Origin of the sequence: Salipiger pallidus (assembly GCF_014643635.1) — a bacterium.
Lineage (GTDB): Bacteria > Pseudomonadota > Alphaproteobacteria > Rhodobacterales > Rhodobacteraceae > Salipiger > Salipiger pallidus.
This window is the reverse complement of sequence record NZ_BMJV01000002.1, coordinates 450,501-465,462: the sequence shown is the minus strand read 5'-3', so window position 1 is coordinate 465,462 and position 14,962 is coordinate 450,501. Positions and strand designations below refer to the sequence as shown.

Here is a 14,962-nt window from a genome sequence, read left to right as displayed (position 1 = left end):
GTACTTGGTGATCGCGGCGGTCAGCGTGGTCTTGCCGTGGTCCACGTGGCCGATCGTGCCGATGTTGCAGTGCGGTTTGGACCGCTCGAACTTTTCCTTTGCCATGGTATTGGCTCCTCTGTCTTTGACGGGTGGTGAGCTATGCCCACCCTACGGAAATGGGTAGGGCGGGGTCTCCCCCGCCACCCGGCTTATGCGTATTTCGACTGGATCTCGTCAGAGATGTTCTGCGGAACCGGATCGTAGTGGTCGAACTGCATCGTGAACTGCGCGCGGCCCGAGGACATGGAACGCAGGGTGTTGATGTAGCCGAACATGTTGGCCAGCGGCACGAAGGCAGCAATCGCAACGGCATTGCCGCGCGGTTCCTGACCCGACACCTGACCACGGCGGGAGGTGAGGTCACCGATGATCGAACCAGTATACTCTTCCGGAGTGACCACTTCGACCTTCATCATCGGCTCGAGCAGCTTCGCGCCAGCCTTGCGCAGACCTTCGCGCATTGCCATCCGCGACGCAATCTCGAACGCCAGGACCGAGGAGTCCACGTCGTGGAACTTGCCGTCGATCAGGGCGACCTTGAAGTCGATCACCGGGAAGCCTGCGAGCGGACCGGAGTCCATCACCGACTTGATGCCCTTTTCCACGCCCGGGATGTATTCCTTGGGAACGGAACCGCCGACGATCTTGCTCTCGAACGAGTAGCCTTCGCCTGCTTCTGTGGGGCTGATGACCAGCTTGACCTCTGCGAACTGACCCGAACCACCCGACTGCTTCTTGTGGGTGTAGGTGTGCTCGATCTCGTGACCGATGGTCTCGCGATAAGCCACCTGCGGGGCACCGATGTTCGCCTCGACCTTGAACTCCCGCTTGAGGCGGTCGACGAGGATGTCGAGGTGAAGTTCGCCCATGCCCTTCATGATGGTCTGGCCCGACTCGATGTCGGTTTCGACGCGGAAGGACGGGTCCTCGGCAGCGAGACGCTGGAGGCCTGCGGACATCTTCTCCTGGTCAGCCTTGGTCTTCGGCTCGACGGCGATCTCGATGACTGGGTCGGGGAAGGTCATGGTTTCCAGAACGACCTGCTTCTGGCTGTCGCAGAGCGTGTCACCCGTGGTGGTTTCCTTCAGGCCCGCGATGGCGATGATGTCGCCCGAACCTGCCCAGTCGATCTCTTCCCGGCTGTTGGAGTGCATCATCATCATACGACCGATGCGCTCTTTCTTGCCCTTGGTCGAGTTGATGATGCTGCTGCCCTTCTCGAGAAGGCCCGAGTAGATCCGGGTGAAGGTCAGCGAGCCCACGAACGGGTCGTTCATGATCTTGAACGCGAGGCCAGCGAACGGCTGTTCGTCACCGGGGCGACGTTCGATGTTGCGGGTCTCGGTTTCGTCGTCCGGCGAGAAGCCCATGTAGGGCGGCACGTCGAGCGGGCCCGGCAGGAAGTCGACAACGCCGTTCAGGAGGGGCTGGACGCCCTTGTTCTTGAAGGCCGAGCCACCCAGAACCGGAACGAAGGACAGGTTCAGAGTGCCCTTGCGGATCAGTTCGCGCAGCTTGTCGACCGAGGGCTCTTCGCCTTCGAGGTAGGCTTCCATCGCGTCGTCGTCTTGTTCGACGGCGTTCTCGATCATGTGCGAACGCCACTCGTCGGCCACGTCCTTGAGGTCGTCGCGGATCGGCTGGCGCACCCAGGAGGCGCCCAGGTCTTCACCGAGCCAGACCCACTCTTCCATGGTCACGAGATCGACGATGCCCTCGAGCTTGTCTTCCGCACCGATCGGGAAGTTGACCGGAACCGGGGTTGCACCCGTACGGTCCTTGATCATCTTCACGCAGTTGAAGAAGTCTGCACCGATCTTGTCCATCTTGTTGACGAACACGATGCGCGGAACCTTGTAGCGGTCAGCCTGACGCCACACGGTTTCGGTCTGGGGCTCAACGCCGGCGTTGCCGTCGAGAAGGCAGATTGCACCGTCGAGAACCGCCAGCGACCGTTCGACTTCGATGGTGAAGTCAACGTGGCCGGGGGTGTCGATGATGTTGTAGCGGAACTTCGTGTCCGAAGTCCCTTCTTCGGTCGGATCTTCCTGCCACTGCCAGAAGGTGGTGGTGGCAGCGGAAGTGATCGTGATGCCCCGTTCCTGCTCCTGCTCCATCCAGTCCATGGTGGCGGCACCATCGTGGACTTCGCCGATCTTGTGGGACCGGCCAGTGTAGTACAGGATACGTTCGGTCGTCGTGGTCTTGCCCGCATCGATGTGGGCCATGATCCCGAAGTTCCGGTAACGCTCAAGGGGATAATCGCGTGCCATGTTGGACTGCCTTTCCTGGGCTTACCAGCGGTAGTGGCTGAACGCCTTGTTGGCGTCGGCCATCTTGTGGGTGTCTTCGCGCTTCTTAACAGCGGAACCACGCGACTGAACAGCATCGATGAGCTCGCCTGCGAGGCGCTCTTCCATGGTGTTTTCGTTGCGCGACCGCGACGCGGCGATCAGCCAGCGGATGGCAAGCGCTTCGCGGCGCTCGGGACGGACTTCGACGGGCACCTGGTAGGTGGCACCACCGACGCGGCGCGACCGGACTTCGACGGCCGGCTTGATGTTGTCGAGCGCTTCGTGGAACACTTCCACAGGGGCGCGCTTGACCTTGCCTTCGACGCGTTCGAGGGCATTGTACACGATACGCTCCGCGACCGACTTCTTGCCGTCGATCATCAGGTTGTTCATGAATTTGGTCAGCACGGTATCGCCATACTTGGCGTCGGGCAGAACTTCGCGCTTCTCAGCGGCGTGACGACGAGACATTCCTGTATCCTCTTACTTGGGACGCTTCGCGCCGTATTTCGAACGACGCTGCTTCCGGTCCTTGACGCCCTGCGTATCGAGCACGCCGCGCAGGATGTGATAACGAACACCCGGAAGGTCTTTCACACGACCGCCGCGGATAAGCACAACGGAGTGCTCCTGGAGGTTGTGGCTTTCACCCGGGATGTAGCTGATGACCTCGAAGCCGTTGGTCAGGCGGACCTTGGCGACCTTCCGCATAGCGGAGTTCGGCTTCTTCGGAGTGGTGGTGTAAACGCGCGTGCAGACGCCACGCTTCTGCGGGCATTCCTGCAGGTGCATGGACTTCGAGCGTTTGACTTTCGGCTGCCGCGGCTTGCGGATCAGCTGCTGAATAGTGGGCATTGGGTCTCTTCCCCGTTTCTCACATATGTGTGCACGGGGCGTCCCGTGCGGGTTCCAAATCTCTATGGCGCCCTGTGCGTCCACAGGTCACTACCAACGCGTCCCCCCCGGCAAGGAGCTTGAGACGACGCAAATTCACCGCATCCGCCCGTTCCCGAGCGTCGCGGTGAGTGTCCAGAGGATCGGGGCTGGTGGCCCGGATCTTGACCGCTTCAGTACTGTAGAAAACGCCGGACACAATACGGCCCGCGCGAATTGAGGCGCGTATAGAAGGAGTCGGGGAGGTTGTCAACATGAGCGGGGTGCTTGCCATGCCCCATGGGCGGTGCCATGCATGGCATGCGTGTTTTCCATGGGGGTTAGGCGAATGCAAGTCATCGGGTTCTGCCGGTTTTCCTACCCTGCGACGGGCGGTTTCCAGGTCGAGCACGACGATACCGCCACTCGCGAATCCTACCTCTACGCATCCGCCCGCATGGACGAGCGGTTCCGCCATTTCGAGGCCATCTGCCTGCCCGGCCTCAAGGCGCAGACCGATCCCGACTTCACCTTCCTCGTGCTTGTGGGCACCTCCCTGCCCGCCCCGTACCTCGGCCGGCTTGAGGCGCTGCTCGCCGATTTCCCGCAAGCCCGCATCGTCGCCAGAGACGCGGGCCCGCACCGCGCCACCTGCCAGAACGTTATCAACGAAGCGCGGAACATGGCCCAGCCCTGCCTCCAGTTTCGCCATGACGACGACGACGCAATCGCTGTTGATTTCGTGGAAACGCTGCGCGAGGCGGCGCTGGATCTGTCGGCGTTGCGGGCGAAGCATCGCCTGATGGGGCTCGACTGGAACCGGGGTTACGTGGCACGCCCGGATGCGCAGGGGATCTGTGCCGAGGAAGGCGTCACCCCGTTCTGGGGCGTAGCGCAGGCCATGGCGGTGAAGCCCGGCGTGAAGCACAGCATCATGAACTTCGGGCACAACAAGATCCTGAACTTCATGCCCACGGTCAGCTTCACCGACCGCGCCATGTACGTGCGCGGCCACAATGATCACAACGATTCACGCCAGAAGAAACATGTGAAGCCGGTCGCCCTGCCGCGGCTGGACGCGGCGGGCGAAGCGCTTTTCCGCGAGCGGTTTGCCATCGACTGCGATCAGGTGCGCGGCATCTTCGCCTGAAGCGCCGCAGCGCGGCGGCTGCGCCGACCCAGCTGGGCCTCGCGCAGAAGGGTGAACGCGCCCGACCCCACGATCAGCGCCGCGCCCACCAGCGTCAGTGCGACCGGCCAGTCACCGAAGACGACAAACCCGAGGATCAGCGCTACCACCAGTCCGGTATAGCGGAACGGCGCAGTAAAGCTCACATCCCCCACCCGCATCACCATGACCGAGAAAGTGTAGCCGAAGATCACGCAGACCGTCGCCCCTGCCAGCAGTGCCGTCAGCCGGGGCGTCATGGGCTGCCACTCCTGCCCAAGCGACAGCACCGCGGCAAAGCCCACCACCGCCACGGCGGCCGCAAGGGTGACGCGCAGGGAATGCACCTCGGGGCTGAGACGGCGGATGGCAAGGTCGCGGATCGTGACGCAGGCCACGGCCATCAGCCCCAAGAGCGACGCTTCGTTGAACCCGTCCGAACCCGGCCGTACGATCAGCAGCATCCCCAGGAACCCGATGCCCACCGCGCTCCAGCGGCGCCAGCCCACCATCTCGCGGTAGAGAATGGCCGAGCCCAGCGTCATGGTCAGCGGGAGAAGCTGCATCAGAGCAGTGACATTGGCGAGCGGCATCTGCCGCAGGGCGGTGAGGAAAAAGTAGCACGAGCCGACCTCGGCCAGCGCCCGCAGCCAGATCAGCGCCCTGTCCTTGCGTGACGGCGCCTGTCGGAAGGCCCCCAAGCGCCACGCCAGCAGCGCGATGAAGGCGCTGGCAACCACACCGCGCATCACCAGGAACTGGGACAACGGCATGGCATCCCCGATCGCCTTGGTGAAGGCGTCGCCGGTGGTGAAGGAGCCGACAGCCCCCATCATGAGAAGTGCGCCGCGCGCATTGCCTGAAAGTGCCATGCATTTGCCCCTACGCCCGCCCGGCTGTTCCTCCAAGTGGAAAAACGTTCGCCTACGAACAGGCCCGCCCTGCGTCTGGCGCAAGGCCCCTCCTGTATTGCCAGCGGGCTTATGTTCCTGCCGGCCAGGGCCTGTGCCGGATCGGAGCCTGTACAGCGTCGGTCGAAGGGTTGGCAGAGCGTTCGGACCATGGCCCTGCCCCGCCGCAAGCGTGGCCTCGAGCGTACCCAGCCCAAGCATCTTGCCATACCCCCTTCAGCACCGTGAAGGGCACACGCACCTCCCATTGCCCGGCCGGCAGCAGCCCCAGACCAGCAAACACCCACTGTCACTTCGCAGGCCTGAAAGTGGTGCCCCCGCGACATCAAGCACGCGGGCCAGAGCCCTCGTGCAAAGGACCAAAACTGAAGTCCGGCCTCCGCTCGGCTCTGTAGTCCACTGAAACCCTGCGCAGGCCTCACAGCCCCTTGCAGCGATTGCGTCCTCCCCTGCCGGGGCCGCCGGAACGGGAGTTAGCAAAGAAAAAGGCCCCCGCCGATATGGCGGGGGCCTTAAACGTTTCACGTGAAGGCGAGGGTCACTCGCGGCTTTCCGGAGTGTCCACCACGAGGGTGTCGAACTCGTCTCCGCCGACAACGTCGCCAGCCGACAGGTCTTCAGCCGGTGCGGCCAGGGCTGCCGCGGCTTCCGCCTCGGCTTTCTTGACCTCGAGTACCTTGCCGTCGCGATCGGTTGCGACCTTGCGGACCTTCTGGGTCGCGCCACCGGTGCCCGCCGGGATCAGGCGGCCCACGATGACGTTCTCCTTGAGGCCGACCAGCTTGTCCTTCTTGCCCTGCACCGAAGCCTCGGTGAGGACGCGGGTGGTCTCCTGGAAGGAGGCCGCCGAGATGAACGAGCGGGTCTGCAGCGACGCCTTGGTGATCCCGAGAAGGATCGGTTCGCCCTGCGCCGGACGGCCGCCCTTCTTCTCGATCTTGGCATTCGCCGCGTCGAACTCGGCCTTGTCGACGTGTTCACCCTTCAGAAGCGTGGTGTCACCCGAGTCCGAGATCTCCCACTTCTGCAGCATCTGCCGGACGATGACTTCAACGTGCTTGTCGTTGATCTTCACGCCCTGCAGTCGATACACGTCCTGCACTTCGTCGATCATGTAGTTCGCCAGAGCCTCGACACCCATGATGGCAAGGATGTCGTGCGGCGCCGGGTTGCCGTCCATGATGTAGTCGCCCTTCTGGACGTAGTCCCCTTCGACGACCGGAATGTGCTTCCCTTTCGGGATCATGTATTCCTTGGTCTCGAGGCTGTCGTCCACCGGGTCGATCGCGATGCGGCGCTTGTTCTTGTAGTCCTTGCCGAAGCGAACGTAGCCGTCGATCTCGGCGATGATGGCGTTGTCCTTGGGACGGCGCGCTTCGAAGAGTTCGGCCACACGCGGCAGACCGCCGGTGATGTCCTTCGTCTTCGCACCTTCGCGCGGGATACGCGCGACGACGTCACCGGCCTTGATCTCCTGGCCGTCTTCACAGCTGAGGATCGCGTCCACCGACATCGGGTAGGTGATCGGGTTGCCGGCCGCGTTGCGGATGGGCTCACCGTCGCCATCCATGAGGATGATCTCGGGCTTGAGCTCGTTGCCTTTCGGCGCCGCACGCCAGTCGATGACGATCTTCTGGGTCATGCCCGTCGCATCGTCCGTCTCGTCGCGAACGGCCACACCCTGGGTGAGGTCCACGTGACGCGCCACACCGTCGGCTTCCGCGATGATCGGCAGGGTGTAGGGGTCCCATTCGAACAGCTTGGCGCCGCGCGCGATGGTCTCGCCTTCCTTGACGAACAGCTTGGTGCCGTAGCCGAGCTTGTGGCTCGCACGCTCCTTGCCGTCTTCGCCCATGATCCGCAGCTTCATGTTGCGGCCCATGACGAGGATCTCGCCGATGGCGTTCTCGAGGAGGCTGGCATTCTCGAACTCGATGGTGCCTTCCTGGCTTGCCTCGAGGAACGACTGCTGGCCACCCTGTGCAACGCCGCCGATGTGGAAGGTCCGCATCGTCAGCTGGGTGCCCGGCTCGCCGATCGACTGTGCCGCGATGATGCCCACGGCTTCGCCGGTGTTCACCATGGTGCCGCGCGCAAGGTCACGACCGTAGCACATGGCGCAGACGCCCTCTTCCGCCTCACAGGTGAGGGGCGAGCGGATGCGCATGGTCTGAACCGCTGCGTCCTCGATGCCGTCGGCCATACGCTCGTCGATGAGCTGACCTTCGCGGATCAGCACTTCGTCGGTGCCCGGACGCAGGACATCCTCGGCTGCGACACGGCCCAGCACACGCTCGCCAAGGCTTGCGACGACTTCACCATCGTTGACAGCCGCTTCGGCGGTGATGGCGTTGTCGGTGCCGCAGTCGTGCATGCGCACAATGCAGTCCTGCGCCACGTCCACCAGACGACGGGTCAGGTAACCCGAGTTCGCCGTCTTCAGAGCGGTATCCGACAGACCCTTACGGGCGCCGTGGGTCGAGTTGAAGTATTCAAGAACGGTCAGACCTTCCTTGAAGTTCGAGATGATCGGGGTCTCGATGATGTCGCCGTTCGGCTTCGCCATCAGGCCGCGCATCCCGCCCAGCTGCTTCATCTGCGTGACCGAGCCACGGGCACCGGAGTGCGCCATCATGTACACCGAGTTCGGCTCTTCTTCCGAACCGTCTTCCGCGCGCTTGGCAGCGGAAATGGTGTTCATCATCGCGTCGGTGACCTTGTCGTTGCACTTCGACCAGGCGTCCACGACCTTGTTGTACTTTTCGCCCTGGGTGATCAGGCCGTCCATGTACTGCTGTTCAAAGTCCTTCACCTGCTCACGGGTGTCTTCCACGAGGGTCCACTTGTTGTCCGGGATAACCATGTCGTCCTTGCCGAACGAGATGCCCGCCTTGAACGCTTCCTTGAAGCCCATGGACATGATCTGGTCACAGAAGATGACCGACTCTTTCTGACCGCAGTAACGGTAGACGGTGTCGATGACCTTCTGCACGTCCTTCTTGCGGAGCAGGCCATTGACCAGCTCGAAGGGCGCCTTGGCGTTCATCGGCAGCAGCGCACCAAGACGCACCCGGCCCGGGGTCGTCTCGTAACGGCGCACCACTTCCTGGCCCGTCTCGTCGATCTGTTTCACGCGGCAGGTGATCTTGGCGTGAAGGTGCACTTCGCCCGCGTTGAGCGCGTGTTCCACTTCCTCGATCGAGGCAAAGGACATGCCCTCGCCCTTCATGCCTTCGCGCATGATGGTGACGTAGTAGATGCCAAGGATCATGTCCTGCGAGGGAACGATGATCGGTGCGCCGTTGGCGGGCGACAGCACGTTGTTCGTCGACATCATCAGGACGCGCGCTTCCAGCTGTGCCTCGAGGGACAGCGGAACGTGCACGGCCATCTGGTCACCGTCGAAGTCGGCGTTGAAGGCCGAGCAGACCAGCGGGTGCAGCTGGATGGCCTTGCCTTCGATCAGCTGGGGTTCGAACGCCTGGATGCCCAGACGGTGCAGCGTGGGCGCACGGTTCAGCAGCACGGGGTGTTCGCGGATCACCTCGTCGAGGATGTCCCACACCTCGGGACGCTCTTTCTCGACCAGTTTCTTCGCCTGCTTCACGGTGCTGGACAGGCCCTTGGCCTCCAGGCGCGAGTAGATGAACGGCTTGAACAGCTCGAGCGCCATCTTCTTGGGCAGGCCGCACTGGTGCAGCTTGAGTTCCGGCCCGGTCACGATGACCGAACGGCCCGAGAAGTCAACGCGCTTACCCAGAAGGTTCTGACGGAAGCGGCCCTGCTTGCCTTTCAGCATGTCGGACAGCGACTTCAGCGGACGCTTGTTGGCGCCGGTGATGACGCGGCCGCGACGGCCGTTGTCGAAGAGCGCGTCGACAGCTTCCTGCAGCATCCGCTTTTCGTTGCGGACGATGATGTCCGGCGCGCGCAGTTCGATCAGCCGCTTGAGGCGGTTGTTCCGGTTGATCACGCGGCGGTACAGGTCGTTGAGGTCGGAGGTCGCGAAGCGGCCGCCATCCAGCGGAACCAGCGGACGCAGTTCCGGCGGGATGACCGGCACGACGGTGAGGATCATCCACTCCGGGCGGTTGCCGGATTCCAGGAAGGATTCAACCACCTTGAGGCGCTTGATGATCTTCTTGGGCTTCAGTTCGCCGGTGGCTTCCTTGAGGTCGGCGCGCAGCTGCTCGGCCTCGGCTTCGAGGTCGATGGCGGCCAGCATTTCGCGGATCGCTTCAGCGCCGATGTTGGCGGTGAAGGCGTCCATGCCGTACTGGTCCTGCGCGTCGAGGAATTCGTCCTCGGTCAGCATCTGGCCGTAGGTCAGGTCGGTCAGGCCGGGCTCAATGACGACGTAGTTCTCGAAGTAGAGAACCCGCTCGAGATCGCGCAGGGTCATGTCCAGCATCAGGCCGATGCGCGAGGGCAGCGACTTGAGGAACCAGATGTGGGCGCAGGGCGCGGCCAGCTCGATGTGGCCCATGCGCTCGCGGCGGACTTTCTGCAGAGTGACTTCGACGCCGCACTTCTCGCAGACGACGCCGCGGTACTTCATGCGCTTGTACTTGCCGCACAGGCATTCGTAGTCCTTGATCGGACCGAAGATGCGCGCGCAGAACAGGCCGTCACGCTCGGGCTTGAACGTACGGTAGTTGATGGTTTCCGGCTTCTTGATCTCGCCGTAGGACCACGAAAGGATCCGTTCCGGCGACGCCAGCGACACCTTGATCTCGTCGAAGACCTTGGGCGGCGTGAGCGGGTTGAACGGGTTGTTCGTCAGTTCCTGGTTCATGTCGTATTCCTAAATGACAGGGCTTGGAGAGAGGAACCGCGCGACCGGCAGGGGCCGCGCGGTGGCTGGAATGGCCGTTATTCCTCGTCCTCCGCGTCCAGGAGTTCCATGTTCAGGCCGAGGCCGCGGACTTCCTTCACGAGAACGTTGAAGCTCTCGGGAACGCCCGCCTCGTAGTTGTCCTCGCCCTTGACGATGCTTTCGTAGACCTTGGTCCGGCCAGCCACGTCATCCGACTTGACCGTCAGCATCTCCTGCAGGGTGTAGGCGGCGCCGTAGGCTTCGAGGGCCCAGACTTCCATCTCACCGAAGCGCTGACCACCGAACTGCGCCTTACCACCCAGCGGCTGCTGAGTGACGAGGGAGTACGGGCCAGTGGAGCGTGCGTGGATCTTGTCGTCGACAAGGTGGTGCAGCTTGAGCAGGTACTTCACGCCAACGGTCACCTTGCGGCTGAACTCGTCACCGCTACGGCCATCGAAGAGGCGCGACTGTGCCGAGGTATCAAAGCCCGCGCGGGTCAGCGCATCGTTGATGTCGGCCTCTTTCGCACCGTCGAAGACCGGGGTCGCGATGGGCACGCCACGGATGACGTTGCCTGCCGCTTCCACGAGCTGACCTTCGTCCATGCCCTCGATGCCCTCTTCGTAGACATCATCACCGTAGGCGATGCGCATGGCTTCGCGAACCGGCGTCAGGTCACCCGAGCGACGGTAATCCTGCAGGGCTTCGTCGATCTTGATGCCAAGACCGCGCGATGCCCAACCCATGTGGGTTTCAAGGATCTGACCGACGTTCATGCGCGACGGCACGCCCAGCGGGTTGAGGCAGAAGTCGACCGGGGTACCGTCCTCGAGGAACGGCATGTCCTCCATCGGAACAACGCGGGAAATCACACCCTTGTTGCCGTGACGGCCGGCCATCTTGTCGCCCGGCTGAAGCTTGCGCTTCACCGCCACGAAGACCTTGACCATCTTCATGACACCCGGCGGCAGGTCGTCGCCGCGGCGGACCTTCTCGACCTTGTCCTCGAACCGTGCGTCGAGCGTGCGCTTCTGCGCCTCGTACTGCTCGTGCAGGGCCTCGACGATCTGCGCGTCCTGCTCTTCTGCAAGAGCAAGCTGCCACCACTGGCCGCGGCTGAGCGTGCCCAGCAGCTCCTCGGTGATCTCCGCGTTCGGCTTGACGCCACGGGGGCCCTTCACCGCGGTCTTGCCGAGGATCAGGTCGTGGAGACGCGCGTAGATGTTGCGGTCGAGGATCGCCAGCTCGTCGTCCCGGTCACGGGCCAGACGTTCGACTTCCTCACGCTCGATCTGCAGCGCACGTTCGTCTTTCTCGACGCCGTGACGGTTGAACACGCGGACTTCCACAACGGTACCGTAATCGCCCGGCTTCACGCGAAGCGAGGTGTCACGGACGTCCGACGCCTTTTCACCGAAGATGGCGCGCAGAAGCTTTTCTTCCGGCGTCATCGGGCTTTCGCCTTTCGGAGTGATCTTGCCCACGAGGATGTCGCCCGGTTCCACATCGGCACCGATGTAGACGATGCCCGCCTCGTCGAGGTTGCGCAGGGCTTCCTCGCCGACGTTCGGAATGTCGCGGGTGATCTCTTCCGGCCCGAGCTTGGTGTCACGAGCGGCGACTTCGAATTCCTCGATGTGGACCGAGGTGAAGACGTCGTCACGCGCAATGCGCTCGGAGATCAGGATGGAGTCTTCGTAGTTGTAGCCGTTCCACGGCATGAAGGCGACAATGACGTTCTTGCCGAGCGCCAGTTCCCCCATGTCGGTGGACGGACCATCGGCAACCACTTCGCCCTTAACAACCGTGTCACCCACCTTCACGAGGGGCTTCTGGTTGATACAGGTGTTCTGGTTGGACCGCTGGAACTTGCGCATCCGGTAGATGTCCACGCCCGCGTCACCGAGTTCGAGATCCTCGGTCGCGCGGATCACGATCCGCTGCGCGTCCACCTGGTCGACGATGCCCGCGCGCTTGGCCTGAATGGCCGCGCCGGAGTCGATTGCCACCTTTTCCTCGATGCCGGTGCCGACCAGCGGCGCCTCGGCGCGAAGGGTAGGAACGGCCTGACGCTGCATGTTCGCCCCCATGAGGGCGCGGTTCGCGTCGTCGTTTTCGAGGAACGGGATGAGCGATGCACCGACTGAGACCAGCTGCTTCGGCGACACGTCGATCAAGTCCACGCTCTCGCGCGGCGCGAGGGTGTAGTCACCAGACTGACGGGTGTTGACCATCTCGTTGGTGAACTTGCCCTCTTCGTCCAGCGACGCGTTGGCCTGCGCCACGGTGTGACGCATTTCCTCGGTCGCGGACATGTAGTGGACTTCGTCCGTCACCTGGTTTTCCTTGACCACGCGGTACGGGGTTTCGATGAAACCGTACTTGTTCACGCGGGCGAAGGTGGCGAGCGAGTTGATCAGACCGATGTTCGGGCCTTCCGGCGTCTCAATCGGGCACATCCGGCCATAGTGGGTCGGGTGAACGTCACGCACTTCGAAGCCGGCACGTTCGCGGGTCAGACCGCCCGGCCCGAGGGCCGACAGGCGACGCTTGTGCGTCACTTCCGAAAGCGGGTTGGTCTGGTCCATGAACTGCGACAGCTGCGACGAGCCGAAGAATTCGCGGACGGCAGCCGCCGCCGGTTTCGCGTTGATCAGGTCCTGCGGCATGACAGTGTCGATCTCGACGCTGGACATACGCTCCTTGATGGCGCGCTCCATGCGCAGCAGGCCGACGCGGTACTGGTTTTCCATCAGCTCGCCGACGGACCGGACGCGGCGGTTGCCGAGGTGGTCGATGTCGTCGATGTCGCCGCGACCGTCACGCAGATCGACCAGCGCCTTGATGCACTTGACGATGTCGTCACGGTCCAGCGTGCGCTGGGTATCCGGCTTGTCGAGCGCGAGACGCATGTTCATCTTCACGCGGCCCACGGCCGAGAGGTCGTAACGCTCGGAATCGAAGAACAGCGTGTCGAACAGCGACGAGGCAGCCTCGACGGTCGGCGGCTCACCCGGGCGCATGACACGGTAGATGTCCATGAGCGCGCCGTTGCGGTCCATGTTCTTGTCCTGCGCCATGGTGTTGCGCATGTACGGACCGACGGTGATGTTGTCGATGTCGAGAACCGGGATCTCGGTGATGCCCGCGTCGACCAGCTCCTTGAGCGTGCCGCCGGTGACGTCGCCGTCCTTGTCCACGGTCCAGGTGAGCTCATCGCCCGCCTCGACGTAGATCGCGCCGGTTTCCTCGTTGATGATGTCCTTGGCGACGAACTTGCCGACGATCTGTTCGAAGGGCAGCAGCAGATTCTGCACGTTGCCTTCGTCGATCAGCTTCTTCACCGCGCGCGGGGTCACCTTCTTGGTGGCTTCGGCGATGATCTCGCCGCTGTCCGCGTCCACAAGGTCATAGGTCGGACGGGTGCCGCGCACACGCTCGGGGAAGAACTTGGTCACCCAGCCCTCGCCCTTGCGCAGGGTGTAGGACACAGTGTTGTAATACGCATCCATGATCGCTTCTTGGTCGAGACCAAGCGCGTAGAGAAGCGTGGTGACCGGCAGCTTGCGGCGGCGGTCGATGCGCGCGAAGACAATGTCCTTCGCGTCGAATTCGAAGTCGAGCCAGGAGCCGCGGTAGGGGATGATGCGGCAGGCGAAGAGCAGCTTGCCCGAGCTGTGCGTCTTGCCCTTGTCATGGTCGAAGAACACGCCCGGCGAACGGTGCATCTGAGACACGATGACGCGCTCGGTGCCGTTCACGATGAACGTGCCGTTGGGGGTCATCAGGGGCATGTCGCCCATGAAGACGTCCTGTTCCTTGATGTCTTTCACCGACTTGGCGCCGGTGTCCTCGTCGATGTCGAACACGATGAGGCGAAGCGTGACCTTCAGCGGTGCGCTGTAGGTCATGTCGCGCTGCATGCACTCTTCGGTATCGTACTTGGGTTTTTCCAGTTCGTAGGACACGAACTCGAGAACTGCGGTCTCGTTGAAATCCTTGATCGGGAACACCGACTGGAAGACACCCTTGATGCCTTCGCCGTCCATCGGCTGCAGCTGGTCGCCGGATTTCAGGAACAGTTCGTAGGAGCTTTTCTGAACCTCGATGAGGTTCGGCATTTCAAGAACTTCACGGATCTTGCCGTAGTACTTGCGAAGACGTTTCTGGCCAAGGAAACTTTGCGCCATGAGGTTGGTCACCTTTTCAGCTTCTCACCGGACGCGCGTGCTGTCGGGCACCAGCGGCACATCCATCCGAGACGGCAGTTCCGATCCATTCCTGGCCCCTGTCCCACCAGCGGCCTCCCGATCCTTGGAACCTGCCTTGGAAAACTCCTTCACAAAGGAGTTCTCCGAGACGGGTTCGGCTGAGCCCGGGATAGCCCGGACCCAGCCAAATTTGTCTAATCGAAGCGGCGCAACAGCACCGGACCGATTACTTGAGCTCGATTTCAGCGCCTGCTTCTTCGAGCTTCTTCTTGATCTCTTCGGCTTCGTCCTTGGACACGCCTTCTTTGACCGGCTTGCCGCCTGCTTCAACCAGTTCCTTGGCTTCTTTGAGGCCAAGACCGGTGATGCCGCGGACTTCCTTGATCACGTTGATCTTCTTGTCGCCAGCGGACTTGAGGATCACGTCGAATTCAGTCTTCTCTTCCTCGGCTGCGCCAGCGTCGGCAGCAGGACCGGCCATCATGACAGCGCCGCCAGCTGCGGGCTCGATGCCGTACTCGTCCTTGAGGATGGTTTTCAGTTCTTGTGCTTCGAGCAGGGTCAGACCGACGATTTGCTCTGCAAGTGCTTTAAGATCAGCCATTTCGCTTTTCCGTATATCTAGATGTGTTCCAACGTGCAGG

The 14,962-nt window shown here is 62.6% G+C and carries 9 protein-coding genes; 1 reads left to right on the top strand and 8 read right to left on the bottom strand.

The features are described 5' to 3' along the window. From IEX41_RS07975 to rpsL, 4 genes are all read right to left on the bottom strand, one after another. Nucleotides 1–105: GTP-binding protein (locus tag IEX41_RS07975; RefSeq protein ID WP_229673040.1), on the bottom strand; the 105-nt coding region annotated here is incomplete at its 3' end. An 86-nt stretch (nt 106–191) separates the two neighbouring features. After that, entirely contained in the window at nt 192–2,315 is a 2,124-nt protein-coding gene (gene fusA, locus IEX41_RS07970) for an elongation factor G (RefSeq protein WP_188789685.1), read from the bottom strand. Nucleotides 2,316–2,336: 21 nt separating this feature from the next. Next, nucleotides 2,337–2,807: a 30S ribosomal protein S7 gene (rpsG, locus tag IEX41_RS07965; RefSeq protein WP_188789684.1), complete on the bottom strand. Its 471-nt coding sequence runs from the start codon at nt 2,805–2,807 to the stop codon at nt 2,337–2,339. A 12-nt stretch (nt 2,808–2,819) separates the two neighbouring features. Then, entirely contained in the window at nt 2,820–3,191 is a 372-nt protein-coding gene (rpsL, locus tag IEX41_RS07960) for a 30S ribosomal protein S12 (RefSeq protein WP_007118826.1), read from the bottom strand. 367 nt (nt 3,192–3,558) lie between these two features. Between rpsL and IEX41_RS07955 the strand changes: the two genes are divergently transcribed. Then, entirely contained in the window at nt 3,559–4,359 is an 801-nt protein-coding gene (locus IEX41_RS07955) for a putative rhamnosyl transferase (RefSeq protein ID WP_188789683.1), read from the top strand. Here IEX41_RS07955 and IEX41_RS07950 read toward each other — a convergent pair. From IEX41_RS07950 to rplL, 4 genes are all read right to left on the bottom strand, one after another. Beyond that, on the bottom strand, nt 4,335–5,249 hold the full coding sequence (locus tag IEX41_RS07950; protein ID WP_188789682.1) for a DMT family transporter: 915 nt from the start codon (nt 5,247–5,249) through the stop codon (nt 4,335–4,337). The genes IEX41_RS07955 and IEX41_RS07950 overlap by 25 nt on opposite strands. Before the next feature lie 577 nt (nt 5,250–5,826). Continuing rightward, nucleotides 5,827–10,083 (bottom strand): DNA-directed RNA polymerase subunit beta', encoded by a 4,257-nt coding sequence (rpoC, locus tag IEX41_RS07945; RefSeq protein WP_188789681.1) that lies wholly within the window; start codon nt 10,081–10,083, stop codon nt 5,827–5,829. Between the two features lie 77 nt (nt 10,084–10,160). Beyond that, the gene (rpoB, locus tag IEX41_RS07940) at nt 10,161–14,297 is read right to left on the bottom strand and encodes a DNA-directed RNA polymerase subunit beta (RefSeq protein ID WP_188789721.1); all 4,137 of its coding nucleotides are present in this window, start codon (nt 14,295–14,297) and stop codon (nt 10,161–10,163) included. 247 nt (nt 14,298–14,544) lie between these two features. Continuing rightward, on the bottom strand, nt 14,545–14,922 hold the full coding sequence (gene rplL, locus IEX41_RS07935) for a 50S ribosomal protein L7/L12 (protein ID WP_188789680.1): 378 nt from the start codon (nt 14,920–14,922) through the stop codon (nt 14,545–14,547). Nucleotides 14,923–14,962: the final 40 nt, after the last annotated feature.